The 12,566-nt window shown below is 68.5% G+C and carries 13 protein-coding genes and 1 riboswitch; of the genes, 4 read left to right on the plus strand and 9 right to left on the minus strand.

Annotated elements, in window-relative coordinates:
* Both NA4_RS34350 and NA4_RS34355 read left to right on the plus strand, forming a co-directional pair.
* On the plus strand, nt 1-265 hold a 265-nt coding region (locus NA4_RS34350), incomplete at its 5' end, for a helix-turn-helix domain-containing protein (protein ID WP_169811171.1).
* Between the two features lie 6 nt (nt 266-271).
* The gene (locus tag NA4_RS34355; protein ID WP_157129479.1) at nt 272-553 is read left to right on the plus strand and encodes a hypothetical protein; all 282 of its coding nucleotides are present in this window, start codon (nt 272-274) and stop codon (nt 551-553) included.
* A gap of 21 nt (nt 554-574) precedes the next feature.
* Here NA4_RS34355 and NA4_RS34360 read toward each other — a convergent pair whose 3' ends face one another.
* The 3 genes from NA4_RS34360 to NA4_RS34370 form a co-directional block, all read right to left on the minus strand.
* Complete coding sequence (locus NA4_RS34360; RefSeq protein WP_067479613.1) at nt 575-1,411, minus strand: alpha/beta fold hydrolase; 837 nt, start codon at nt 1,409-1,411, stop codon at nt 575-577.
* Between the two features lie 118 nt (nt 1,412-1,529).
* A complete protein-coding gene (locus NA4_RS34365; RefSeq protein WP_084497712.1) occupies nt 1,530-2,183 on the minus strand; it encodes a methylated-DNA--[protein]-cysteine S-methyltransferase in 654 nt (217 codons plus the stop codon).
* 127 nt (nt 2,184-2,310) lie between these two features.
* The gene (locus NA4_RS34370) at nt 2,311-2,622 is read right to left on the minus strand and encodes a hypothetical protein (RefSeq protein ID WP_067479615.1); all 312 of its coding nucleotides are present in this window, start codon (nt 2,620-2,622) and stop codon (nt 2,311-2,313) included.
* 62 nt (nt 2,623-2,684) lie between these two features.
* Here NA4_RS34370 and yczR point away from each other — a divergent pair, with 62 nt between their 5' ends.
* Complete coding sequence (gene yczR / locus NA4_RS34375) at nt 2,685-4,190, plus strand: MocR-like transcription factor YczR (RefSeq protein WP_067479617.1); 1,506 nt, start codon at nt 2,685-2,687, stop codon at nt 4,188-4,190.
* A gap of 390 nt (nt 4,191-4,580) precedes the next feature.
* Here the strand turns inward: yczR and NA4_RS34380 are convergent, their stop codons facing one another.
* The 3 genes from NA4_RS34380 to NA4_RS34390 all read right to left on the minus strand — a co-directional run bounded on the left by NA4_RS34380 (nt 4,581) and on the right by NA4_RS34390 (nt 8,619).
* Nucleotides 4,581-5,678, minus strand: coding sequence for a CaiB/BaiF CoA transferase family protein (locus NA4_RS34380; RefSeq protein ID WP_067479619.1), 1,098 nt, complete (start codon nt 5,676-5,678; stop codon nt 4,581-4,583).
* 114 nt (nt 5,679-5,792) lie between these two features.
* On the minus strand, nt 5,793-7,244 hold the full coding sequence (locus NA4_RS34385; protein WP_067479621.1) for a M23 family metallopeptidase: 1,452 nt from the start codon (nt 7,242-7,244) through the stop codon (nt 5,793-5,795).
* A 121-nt stretch (nt 7,245-7,365) separates the two neighbouring features.
* Complete coding sequence (locus tag NA4_RS34390) at nt 7,366-8,619, minus strand: GAF domain-containing protein (RefSeq protein WP_067479623.1); 1,254 nt, start codon at nt 8,617-8,619, stop codon at nt 7,366-7,368.
* A 205-nt stretch (nt 8,620-8,824) separates the two neighbouring features.
* Between NA4_RS34390 and NA4_RS34395 the strand changes: the two genes are divergently transcribed.
* Entirely contained in the window at nt 8,825-9,628 is an 804-nt protein-coding gene (locus NA4_RS34395) for an alpha/beta fold hydrolase (RefSeq protein ID WP_067479625.1), read from the plus strand.
* 60 nt (nt 9,629-9,688) lie between these two features.
* Here NA4_RS34395 and NA4_RS34400 read toward each other — a convergent pair whose 3' ends face one another.
* From NA4_RS34400 to NA4_RS34410, 3 genes are all read right to left on the minus strand, one after another.
* A complete protein-coding gene (locus tag NA4_RS34400) occupies nt 9,689-10,903 on the minus strand; it encodes an O-succinylhomoserine sulfhydrylase (RefSeq protein ID WP_067479627.1) in 1,215 nt (404 codons plus the stop codon).
* 132 nt (nt 10,904-11,035) lie between these two features.
* Nucleotides 11,036-11,452 (minus strand): rhodanese-like domain-containing protein, encoded by a 417-nt coding sequence (locus NA4_RS34405; protein ID WP_067479629.1) that lies wholly within the window; start codon nt 11,450-11,452, stop codon nt 11,036-11,038.
* 14 nt (nt 11,453-11,466) lie between these two features.
* Nucleotides 11,467-11,583, minus strand: a riboswitch (SAM riboswitch).
* A gap of 63 nt (nt 11,584-11,646) precedes the next feature.
* The gene (locus tag NA4_RS34410; protein ID WP_067479632.1) at nt 11,647-12,096 is read right to left on the minus strand and encodes an Rv0361 family membrane protein; all 450 of its coding nucleotides are present in this window, start codon (nt 12,094-12,096) and stop codon (nt 11,647-11,649) included.
* Nucleotides 12,097-12,566: the final 470 nt, after the last annotated feature.

Here is a 12,566-nt window from a genome sequence, read left to right on the forward strand (position 1 = left end):
CACGGCCAACCGTCTCGCGGCCGCCTGCGGCGGAGCGAGCACCCCCGCCCTGCGCCAGGCCGCGCAGCCGTTGCCGCTGACCGCACGGGAACGCGAGATCGCGAACCTGGTGGCGGCGGGTTTGTCCAACCGGCAGATCGCCGACCGTCTCACCGTCTCGGTCCGCACGGTGGAGGGCCACCTCTACCGTGCCTGCATCAAGATGGACGTGACCGATCGCGAGTCGCTCGGCGCACTGATGCGCGGCGAGTCCGGAAGTGGGTGAGCGGCCATGCGATCAACTGTCATGGCGTGCGCGGTAGCGGCCGGGGTGGCATTGGCCGCCGGGTGCTCGGACGGACAGCCAGGGCCGGTCACCAGCTCGGCGAGCCCTAAGGTGACGGTGGCGCCGTCGAAGCCGGAGACTGCACAGGAGCGCTACACGAGGATCAGGGACAAGCTGATCGAGCTCGGTTGCTCCACGAACGCGTGCATCCAGACGTACTTCGGCTGTATGGACGGCTATATCACCGGGGAAGCCTGCGATTTCTACCGCGAACACCCGATCGACTGAGTCCGCCGAAACCGAACCGGGTCATCCGGCATGCTGCTCGGCGCCGGTGAAGAACGCACCTGCGACCGGCGCCAGCAGGCCGATATTCGGGTTGTGGCTGAGCTTGGGGATCTCCTGGAAGACGGCGTCGGGGACGACCGCGGCGATGGCGCGGGCGCCCTTGCGGAGCAGCGCGTCGCTCTTGCCGCCTGCGATGACGAGGGTCGGTACGCCGACCGCGGACCAGTCCTGGGCGCGCAACGGCTCACCGCGCATGAAGTCGCGCATCACGGCCCAGTCGTGCGCGGTGGACGGCGCGGTGGCGAGCAGGCCCTTCCAGAACGGCGTGAGGCGCATGACCGCAACCAGTGCGCGCGGCACCCCCATCGCCTTGGTCATGTAGAACCGCACGATATCCGCGCGACGGTCGGCGGCGATCAGCTCGTGCAGGTGCACCTCGAGCCCGGCCTGCGGTACCAACCCCTCATGGTCGACCACGAAAGGCGGCTCGAACGCGACGACCTTCGTGATGCCCTTCACCCGGCCGGACGCGGCCGCCCGCAGCGCGAGGGCAGCGCCGGAAGACCAGCCGAACAACGCGGCCGTACCGCCCGCGGCATCGACCAGTGCGGCGATATCGTCGATTTCCCGATCGGCGTCGTAGACGCCGGGCGAGTCCATGCTGTCGCCGCGACCACGCCGGTCGTAGTTGATCACGGTCAGTCCGTGCTGCTCCGCGAGCGCCTCTGCCAGCTCGACCATCTTGGGGAACTTCCGGTAACTGAAGGCGCCGCCGATCAGGATGACGGTTCCGGCCGCCCCGCCGCCGTGCCGGTCGAACGCGATGACGGTGCCGTCGGGGGAGGTTACGGTCTGCATGGCTGGCTCACTTTCGTCTGGGCAGGTCTGCCGAAGTCCTTGCCGATACCGACGGAGCGAACGCCGCGAATTCATCGGACTGCTGCCCGTGCGGCGTCCCGCCGACTGGACCCCAGGCTCAGAACAGGGTGGGCTCGCCGAATCCCGGTGTGCGCTCGATGGTCAAAAGCCGCTGCTTGGTGTCGATTCCGCCCGGGGCGGAGAATCCGTGCAGCGCATGGTCGGCCGCGAGTACGCGATGGCACGGGATGATCAGGGGAATCGGGTTGCGGCCGAGGGCTTGTCCGACGGCTTGGGCGGCGCCGGGTGCGCCGACGCGCTCGGCGACCTGTCCGTAGCTGAGCGTGTGGCCGGGATCGATGGCGCGGGTCACGGTGTAGACGGCTCGGTGGAACGCGGGAATTCCGGTGGTGTCCACCGCGATCCAGCGCAGGTCATCGAGTTCTCCCGCCAGGTGTGCGCGGATGCCCGCGATGGCCTCGGCGATGGGGCCGGTTGGCGCTTCTTCGCGGACCTCCTCGCCCTGGTATCCGGTGCGGCGGCGGGTGATGCGCGCGCGGGTAGCGGCAGGGCTCGCCTCGGGGAGCTGGAATCGGACCGCACCTTCGCCGCTCCACGCGATCGCGCAGCGGCCGATCGCGGTATCGAACAGCGCCGCCGCGATGGGGAGGGTCACGGCCGGACCGCTCGCGGCCGCGGGCTCCACGGCGGAGCCGGTGACCTCGGCTGCCGGACCGGCGGCAGCCGAGGCGAGGCGCGTGGCGTCACTCATGAGCCAAGTCTGCACCCGGGGACCGACAACTTCGAATGAGCAGTCCAGTTCTCCAAAACTGGCCTGTGATCGCGTTTCCATGAGTCGGGGTCCGAGATAGCGATTGGGCTGATGACCAGCGGTGACGTCACCCGGCGCGGCGCTGGCCCGATACCGGCCCCTGGACCGCCTCGGCGGGCCAGCGCAGGGGGCGGCGTGCTCGAGCGCGCGGCTTCTCCGCGTCGGGCCGATCGGGATCCGCGAGGTCTCCGCGACTGTAGATCGCCGCCAGGTCGGAGTATCGCCGCTGGTCGTCGTAGTACGAGACGGCCCAGTCGGACATCGGTGTACCCGGGTGGAACCGTTCGAGACGAAAGGTGCGCTCGTCGCGTCCGGGTGCGTAGTGATAGATCAAATAGCCGAACAAGGCGACGATGAACAAGGTGGCGAGGGCGTTCATCCCGCCAGGGTGCGCTGCACTGGCCTTGCCAATAAAGATCCAATCGGCCGATACTGGACCGCATGGCAACGAGAGTGATCGGTGCGGGCAGCCTGGCCCGTGATCTGGGCAGCTGGCGGAGCATGCACGACGGCGAACCGGATTCCGCCGGACGGCGGTCCGCACGTCCGGCGTATCTGGCGCTTGCCGAAGGCATCCGGCTGCTGATCCACGATGGTCGTGCCCCGCTCGGTGTCGCGTTGCCCAGCGAACGCGACCTCGCCGCCACGCTCGGCGTCAGCCGGACCACCATCACGTCCACCTACGCGCTGCTGCGCGAACACGGCTACTTGATCAGCAGGCAGGGCTCGCGCAGCACCGTGGCGCTGCCCAACGACGTGCAGCACGACGGCATCAAGCCGGCCAGGAGCATTCTGGCCATCATGGGCTCGCCCGAGTTGCCCACGATCGACATGACCTACGCCGCCATGGCCGCCCCGCTGGAGATGCAGGACGCGTATTCCGCTGGCCTGGAAGGTATTCCGGCCTACCTCGGCACCCACGGCATGGACCCGGTCGGTGTGCTCGCGCTGCGTGAGGCGATCGCTCGCCGCTATACCGCGCGCGGTCTGCCGACCGAGCCGGACCAGATCCTGGTCACCCTCGGCGCCCAGCACGGCATGCGCCTGCTGCTCAACGTGCTCACCTCGCCCGCCGCCCGCGTGCTCATCGACCACCCGACCTATCCGAACGCCATCGAGGCGATCCGCGACGTCGGCGCCCGTCCGGTGCCGGTGCCGCTGCGCCCGGGCGATCCGGCGGGCGGTTGGGATCTGGACGGAATCCGCAGCGCGGCACGGCAAACCGCGGCCAGCCTGGCCTACCTGGTGCCGGATTACAACAACCCGACCGGCCTGCTGCTCGACGCCGACGGTCGCGCCGAGCTTGCCGCCATCGCACGGGAAACCAGGATGACCGTGGTGATCGACGAGTCCATGGCCGATCTGGGACTCGGCGACGCAGCCCCGCCGCCGCCCGTCGCGAGCTTCGCGAAAGGCGCCGAGATCGTCACGATCGGCTCGGCATCGAAGTCGTTCTGGGGTGGTCTGCGCGTCGGCTGGATTCGGACCCATCAGGCGCTGATCACCAAGCTGCTCGGCATCCGCTCCACGGTGGACCTCGGCACGCCCGTGATGGACCAGCTGGCCACCGTGCACCTGCTCGAGCACGCCGACACCATCCTCGATCGTCGCCGGGACCAATTGCGTTCGCAGCGCGCCGCTCTACTGGACGCGCTCGCCGAAGAGTTGCCGGATTGGCGCGTCACCGTCGGCGCCGGCGGCATGTCGGTCTGGGTGCAGCTGCCCACCTCGGTGTCGACTGCGCTGGCCGCCACCGCGCCCAATCACGGCGTATTGCTCGCGGCCGGGCCCAGATTCGGCGTGCAGGGCGCGTTCGAACGCTTCCTGCGGCTGCCGTTCACCCACCGGGAATCCGACTTGCGGTTGGCGGTCAAGGCGATCGCGTCCGCCTACCAGGCGCTGACGCCGCGCGCCGCCGATCCGTTGACGCCGCTGACCTGCTACTGAACGGATTTCGCCAGGGCTCGGTGAGGTGCGCGGACGATCCGCTCGCGCCCAGGCAGGGGGAGGGCCTGCGCCGGCGGGACTTCCCTTCCGAGCGCCGCCGGGCACGACCGGCCGGCCACCCCTCGGGGCTGGCCCTCGTCGTGCTCGGACGGCGTGCGGAAGGTCGCACGGCGTCGAGGCCTCCAGTCGAGCGTGCGGTCAAAGAGCGAACCGGATGGCGCCGGAGTGAATTCGGCTGCACTCGAAAGCCGCCTGCTCGCGGACAGTATTGCAGGTGCGGTACCGAACTGTCGAACCGGTTGGTTTGTTGCAAGTTTGAATTATCCGCGCAGGCGGGATGTCCCGGCGACCCGCACACGCGTTTCCCGGGCGTCACCCTGCTCTCGGTGCTCAGTCGGCCCAGACCGACTCGATCGGCGTGGCTGTGGTCGGCGGCGGGGTGGGGACCCCGTTCGGAGTGCGTGAGAAGCGTGGCGCCGGAGCGTGCTGGGTGATGTTCTCCAGCTGCACAAGCGAGCCGCGGGCCGCGATGTGTTCGTTGGTCGTCGCCTCCTCGAAGGTGAGAACAGGGGAGACGCACGCGTCGGTGCCGATGAAGATCTCCGTCCACTCCTGGCGCGTCTTGGTGCGGAAGCGTTCGGCGAAGAGCTTTTTCAGCGTGTCCTGACCCGCTGGGTCGAGTTGGAACGGCAGTCCTTCCTGGTCGATCTCCAGTCCGGCCAGCAGTTGCGCGTAGAACTGCGGTTCGATCGCGCCGACCGCCATGTATTTGCCGTCGGAGGTCTCGTAGGTGTCGTAGAACGACATCCCCGTGTCGAGCAGGTTCACCCCGCGCTCATCGGACCATGCGCCGGAGCCGCGCATACCCCAGATCATGTGTGAAAGGGCAAGGGCGCCATCGACCATCGCCGCGTCGACCACCTGTCCCTTGCTGGAGTTCTGCCGTTCGACCAGCGCGGCGAGGACGCCGAACACCAGGAACATCGAGCCACCGCCGAAGTCGCCCACCATGTTCAGCGGCGGGACCGGACGTTCGCCCTTGCGGCCGATGGCGTGCAGCACGCCGGTGATGGAGATGTAGTTGATGTCGTGCCCGGCCCGGTCGGCCAGCGGTCCCTGCTGGCCCCAGCCGGTCATCCGGCCGTAGACCAGGCGCGGGTTGCGGGCGAGCGCGTCGTCGGGGCCGAGGCCCATCCGCTCGGTGACGCCGGGGCGGAAGCCTTCGATCAGCACGTCCGCCTTCTCGACCAACTGGAGCACCTTCTCGATGTCCGCCGGGTTCTTGAGGTCCGCCTCGACAATGGTCCGCCCGCGCAGCTGCGGCCGGTCGAACCCGCCGGGGAGCTGACCCGGGCGCTGCACCCGCACCACGTCGGCGCCCAGATCGGCGAGCAGCAGCGCCGCGTGCGGACCGGGGCCGATACCGGCCAATTCGATGACCTTGATGCCCGCGAGCGGGCCCTGTCCGGCGGTGGATGGAATGCTCACGCCTTACCTCGGTTCGTCGTTGATCCAGCGCACCGGCAGCCGGTGCGTCCTCCCGGAGGCCACCGGGAGGAGTGTATTGACAGTATGACAATAACGCTGGAAGGACGAGCCAGGTCACACCCGAACGCCGTGCGACGCCAGATAGGCGATGGGCTCGATGGTGCGGCCGTTACGCCGCACTTCGTAGTGCAGATGAGGACCGGTGGAGTTGCCGGTGGACCCGACGGCCCCGATCGGCGTGCCCGCGGGGATTTGATCGCCCGCCTTGACCCGGATGCTGCCGGGTGTCTGGTGGGCGTAGATGGTCTCGGTGCCGTCGGCGGATCGGATTCGCACCTGGTAGCCGTAGCCGTCGCCGTAGTTGCCCGCCTTGACGACCGTGCCTCCGGTGGCGGCGTAGATGGGCGTGCCCGCGGGAGCGGCCATATCGAGTCCACCGTGATGCTTGCCGCCACGGGGCCCGAAGTGCGAGCTGATTCGGTACTTCCCCGGATCGAGGGGCGATCGGGGCCTGCCGCTGCCCGGCAACGCGCTGCCCAGCTGAGTCTGTTTTCCGGCAAGGGCATTGAGGTACTGAGCGGTGAGCCGCTTGACCGCCGCGGCGGTTTCGGTCGCGTTGGCCTGACCGCCGCGGACGATGGTTTGCGCCTTGCGCAATGCCTCCGTGAGTATTTGGTGCGCTTTACGCTGCCCGTCTTTGGTGTAGGCAGCAGGACCGAGCTCGGCCAACTGAACGTTGACCTCGCGCACCAGCCGGACTACCGCTTTCCGGTCGGTCTTGTTCGACCCGGCAAGGCCGGAGACGTAGCGCGCGAGTTCGTTGTCCAGCGAGTTGAACGCTCTCGCCGCGTTCTTCTGGAACAACGCCCGCGCCTTGACCGCGGTCGCCCCCGCGCCGGAGCCGCCGATTCCGCCCGGCTGCGATCCCAGACTGCCGGTGCCCGCCGCGCCGCCGTCGGTGCCGTACAGGGCTTCCAAGGTTTTCAAGGCTTTCAACGCCTCTTGTGCTTCCGGCGACAGCGCGGCGGCACTGGGTTCGGCGGCGGCGGGTGCCGAACTGCCTGATCCCGCGCCTGAGCCACCTCCTGCGAGGCCGGCCAGCGCCGATGCCAGCATCGGCAATGCCGTCATGGCCATGGGCGCGACGCTCGCGATGATCTGCGGGTCGATCGCGGGCGGGGGTGGCGCGTCGGCTGCCGGGAGCGTGCCGGATGGTGCCGCCGTGCCCTGCGGTGGCGCCACGACACCGCCGGGCGGTGGCGGCGCTGCGCTGGTGGATACCGGTGCCACGGTGGATGGCGGCGGTTGCACACCGCTGGGCGCGGCGGCGGTTGTATTCGGGGAGGAAGCGGCTTGGGTGCGTGTGCCCGACGCCGGCGTCCCGGCGGAGCCGGGCGGGTGCCGTGCCAGGTCGGTGAGAATACGCGCCGCTTGGGCGGCGATATCGGGCTGCTTCCGGTCGGCTGTCGACGCCTGCGGCCCGTGCGCGCCCGGCTCGTTCTCGGCGCGGCCGCTCTCGCCTAACTCTTCGCCGTCCGCGAGTTGCGCCACCTCCCCACTGGTCATGACCACCTCCGACTGCCCAGAGCCACATCCGACACGCTTCCCGCCCAGCGCTGGTGCCGAGATAAATTGTGGCCCTGCGTGATAGCGGCCCGGTCCTCATAGCTGGGAATGGCGAGATCCACTACAGACTCGGCGAGCCGGCGGATGCCAATCGGTGGTGCAGTCGCTCACGTATCCGCCGCACCCCGGGCGCCTTGGACCCCGGCAGCAACGGACCTGGATAGCTGCCCCGCAGATCGCCGTCGACGCCGTTCGCGACGTCCGCTTCCAATTGCCGGAAATCGGCGCGGATTCGGCTGTCGAGCCGGTACGGGTCCGACGAGAGGCGATATCCGATGATTCGTCGAAGCCGAGCAAGCTCCGCACGTACCGTCACGGTCTTGCCGTCGTTTCCGTACAGCTCTTCGGCCAACATCGCAGCGGTCATTCCCGCCGGGTTGGCGAGCAGAAGAACCACCAACTCGCTGTGCCGGAGGCTGAGCTCGTGCACCAGCCCGTCCATCCACAGCACGGCGCGGTTACGGCCAAGCGCGCTGACCCGGGGGGCTTGTTCGCCGGAATAGCTCGTGGGTAGGGCGTGGACGGAGAACGGTCCGCCCGGCGAGAGCCGTTCGAGCACTACTCTGCGTCCATCGGGTAGTTCGGTTTCGCCTTCGAACAACGGCGCCGGCCAGATCGCGGGCAACCACCCCGATGGTGCGGCATGCAACAGCCTGCCCTCTTGCGACAGCAGAGCGCAGTGGTCGCCGACGCGGCTGAGCACGCGATCGAGATAGCGGGTGCGGATTTCGGCATCCCGCTGCCGGGCGAGGTCGCGCAGATGCGCCTCGGCGAGCCGCGCCGCCATCGTCACCAGCGGCAGCGCGAGCGGACTCGTGTTGCGGAGCTTGCAGGTGACGTCGACGACACCGATCACGGCGCCGCTGACCGGGTCGCGGATCGGCGCCGCCGAGCAGGTGAAGTCCGCGGCGACCGACAAGTAGTGCTCGGTGCCGCGAACTTGGAACGCTCGCCCGAGAGCCAGGGCGGTGCCGACGCCATTGGTGCCCGCCTCGGCCTCGTGCCAGCGTGCTCCCGGGACGAGGTTGGCCCGCTCCGCCACCTGCCTTGCCGAGGTATCGCCCTGTACCCACAGCAAATGGCCGTCCGCGTCGCCGCCGAACAGCACGTGGCCGGGCTCCGACGCGGCGCTCTCCAGGCTCGCGAACAGCACCGGCCACACCGAGGCCATTCGATGGTCCCTGCGCCAGGTCCTGACCTCGTCCCCGGTCAGACCGACCTCGGGCAGGTGCCGGTCCGGATGCAGGCCGCGACGTTGCGCGCGATCCCATGAGGCGCGCACATCGGCGCGCATCACGTGCGTCTGCCTGGTCACCAAATGCGTTTGCCTCGTGATAGTCCGGCCGGTGCTCGCGGCCCGAGCGGTCATGGCGTCCGGACCAGATTAAGCATGTCGTCGTCGCTCTGACAACGGGTTGTCTTGCGCTGCAACGTCCATGCAACCCCTCCGCACGATCTTGGCCGCGCCAGGGCCGGCCCGCCATCGTGTGAACACACTTGTCCTGAGCTGGAGGTTGACGATGCCCTACCTGGAATTGCCCGACGGCGTGCCGATGTACTACGAGGATCACGGCGCCGGTCGTCCTGTCGTGCTCATTCACGGCTGGACGATGAACACCACCTTCTGGGCGCAGAACGTGCCCGCGCTGGCAGAAGGCAATCGGGTCATCAATGTCGACCTGCGCGGACACGGTGCCTCCGGCAAGACCGAGGACGGTCACACCCTCGCGCATTACGCACAGGACATCCGCAGTCTGCTGGACCATCTCTCGCTCGACGACGTGGCACTCGTGGGCTGGTCGATGGGCGCCGCGGTGATTCTCGCCTACGTCAAGCAGTTCGGATGTGAGAAGCTGCGATCGGTGACATTCGTCGATCAGTCACCGCGCTTCCTCGACGGGGAGGGCTGGGACTTCCCGCTCCAAGGCGGCTACAGCCAGACCGATCTCGCGGTGTTCGTGCAGGCGGTGCGGTACGCCCGTCCGCTGGTGATCAAGCCGTTCATTGCCGCCTGCTTCGCGGAAGAACCCTCCGACGAGGTGATCGATGCGGTGTACGCGGAGACGACGAAGATGCCCACTTCGGCGGCCTGCGCCATCTGGTACGACATGGCCTTCGCCGACTTCCGGCCGGTGCTGCCCCAGATCACCGTGCCTGCGCTGCTGATCTACGGAGCGCAGAGCAAGATCTTCCCCGGTCCGCTCGATGCGTGGATCGCTGCGCGGGTACCCAACTCGAAGGTGGTGCGCTTCGAGGGCAGCGGGCATGTGCCGTTCTCCGAAGAACCAGACGACTTCAACAAAGTCCTCGCCGAGTTCCTGTGAGACATCGAAGTCTCGCGACGTAACCTGCGCCCCCTCTCCCGTACCGGCTCGCCGGGCCGGTCAGGAGAGGGCTTGGTCGAGGTCGGCCAAGAGGTCTTCCACGTCTTCGAGGCCCACCGAGACGCGGACGACGCCGTCGGACAGGCCGATGGTGGCGCGGCCTTCGGGGCCCATGGCGCGGTGGGTAGTGGTGGCGGGGTGGGTGATCAGAGTCTTGGCGTCGCCGAGGTTGTTGGAGATGTCGATGACGCGCAACCGGTTCAGCACCTCGAAAGCGCGCTTCTTCGCCTCGTTCTCGGGGGCGTTCAGCTCGAAGGTGACCACGGTGCCGCCCGCGCTCATCTGACTGGTGGCCAGCGCGTGCTGCGGATGCGACTCCAGGAACGGGTATTTCACCCAGCTGACCGCCTTGTTGTCCTCCAGGAATCGGGCGATCCGCAGTGCCGAGCCGGCCGAATGGCGCACTCGCAGCGGCATCGTCTCCAGCCCCTTGAGCAGAGTCCACGCGTTGAACGGGCTCAGCGCCGGACCGGTATGGCGCATCAGCGTTTTCACCGGGCCGTCGATGTAGTCCTTGGCGCCGAGAATCGCGCCGCCGAGCACCCGGCCCTGCCCGTCGATGTGCTTGGTGCCGGAATAGACCACCACGTCGGCGCCGAGCTCGAAGCCGCGTTGCAGCAGGGGTGTGGCGAAGACGTTGTCCAGCACCACTTTCGCGCCTGCGGCGTGGGCCAGCTCGGTTACCCGGCGCACGTCCACCAGTGTCTGCATCGGATTGGCGGGCGTCTCGAAGAACACCGCGCTGGTCGGCACCGACAGCGCCTGCTCCCACTGGTCGAGATCTTCACCGTCCACGAAGACGGTCTCCACGCCCCAGCGCGGCAGGATCTCGTTGCACACCACGAAGCACGAGCCGAACAGACTGCGCGCGGCGACCAGCCGGTCACCGGCGCCGAGCAGCGCTCCCAGCGCGGTGAACACCGCCGACATGCCGCTCGCGGTGGCGAAGCACGCTTCGGCGCGGTCGATCAGCCGCATCCGCTCCTCGAACATGGCGACCGTCGGGTTGCCGTAGCGGGAGTAGACAAAATGTTCCACCTCGCCGGTGAACGCGGCCTCGGCGGCTTCCGCGCTCTCGTAGACGAAGCCGGAGGTCAGGTAGAGCGCCTCGGCGGTTTCCTCGAAACCGGAGCGCCGCAGTCCGCCCCGCACCCCGAGTGTCGCGGGACCGACGCCCTCGGGTAGCGGCTTGTCGAACGCGCCGCCGGTGATCACGACTGCCGCCCATCAGCAGAGCCCCGGGGGCACGCCAGACCCCCGCTCATGACTGCCGCCCATTTGCACAGCCCCCAGGGCACGCCAGACCCCCGCTCATTTGCGCAGCCCCCAGGGCACGCCAGACCCCGCTCATGACTGCCGCCAGGGCAGCCCCAGGGCACGCCAGCCGGAGCCACCGCGGTGGCCGAACTCGTCGAGCGGGCCTTCGAAGCCTTCGAGCACGTTGTAGGAGGTGCGGTAACCCGCCGATGTGGCGGCGATCGCCGCGCCGATCGAACGCTGGCCGGAGCGACACAGGAACACCACCGGCGCCTCGGGGTCGTGGCCGGTGAGCGCCTGCCGCAACTGCTCGACGAACGTCTCGTTGCGCGCGCCGGTGGAGTCGACCCACTCGATCAGCACGGTCGGCCGCTCGATCGAGCGCGTGTCGGGGACGCCGACGAACTTCCATTCGGCTTCCGTCCGCACGTCGACGAGAACGGCTTCGGGGTTGTCGCGCAACAGTTCCCACGCCTGCTGTGGGGTGATGTCACCGGCGTAACTCATCTACTCCTCCTGCGAATCCGCACTTGCCGCGCCCGGGACCGGAGCGCGGCCAGGTCGTCACCCGGAGCACCCCACCGCGGAGGAGGGTTGCCGACCAGCAATGCCGGGGCTTGACGCTGGCTCTCATGACCTTCGACTGAGATTGCACCGACCCGGGTCACCGTGTCAAACGGCGGTTCACACTGCGAGAACGCTCAGGTGCAGACCAGCCACTTGTCGCCGGATCGGGTGAGATTCCAGGTCTTGGTCGCCTCCGTGCCGCCCGCCTGCGTGGTCACGGTCGCCTTGCCTTTGTCGCCGTCCACCATCGGGTTGTCGATTTTCCTGAGCTCTACGGGCTTTCCGGCCCCGGACTGCCCGGCCAGCGGGGAACGCGCGGCGTCGAAGCTCTCGCATCCGGTGCCGGGCGCGGGCACGGTGCCGGTGCGGTTGGCGCCGTCGACGAAGTTGCGGACGGCCGCGGCGATGCGGTCGGCGTCTGTGACATTTTTCTCAGCGGGCGAGAGCACCCCGCCGAGCACGATCGCGATGAGCACGATCACCGCCACCACCGCGGCCGCGATGAACGGGGCCATCGAGCGCTTGTCGGTCTGATCGACGCGGATGATGTCGTCCTCGTCCGCGGTCGGCTGCTGCTCGGTCATGGCTCGATGATCCCTGGTCGGCGCGGGTATCGAGCGCTCGGCCCCGGGGTAGGGCGGTGGCGGCGTCGGTCGGCGAACAGGGGGCCGCTATAGGCTGCGCGCGAGCGGGTACCCGCCGATTGTGATGTTCGATGGCATCCGCCGAGTTCACGCACCGGATCCGGGCCGCATCGACGGTCCCGATAGAATCGCGGGACGGCAGCCTGCTGTCATAGCGAATCGGCAGCTCATCGCCGCGGCGAACGGAGCACCGTGCAGCCACGAGCCGGCAACGCCGGCGTCCGCGCCGGGCGGGTGCGACCGAGCCGGTGCGTAAACTTAGCCTAAGCTAAGCAGACGTCATTAATTGTTTCGACCATAAGGGTGCGCGTAAGAGATGACCGAACAGAGTGCAGCGACCCGCCCGCTCCGCATCGCGATCGTGGGCGCCGGACCGGCTGGGATCTACGCCGCCGACGCGTTGATGAAGT

The sequence above is a fragment of the Nocardia amamiensis NBRC 102102 genome (assembly GCF_001612745.1).
Classification (GTDB): Bacteria; Actinomycetota; Actinomycetes; order Mycobacteriales; family Mycobacteriaceae; genus Nocardia; species Nocardia amamiensis.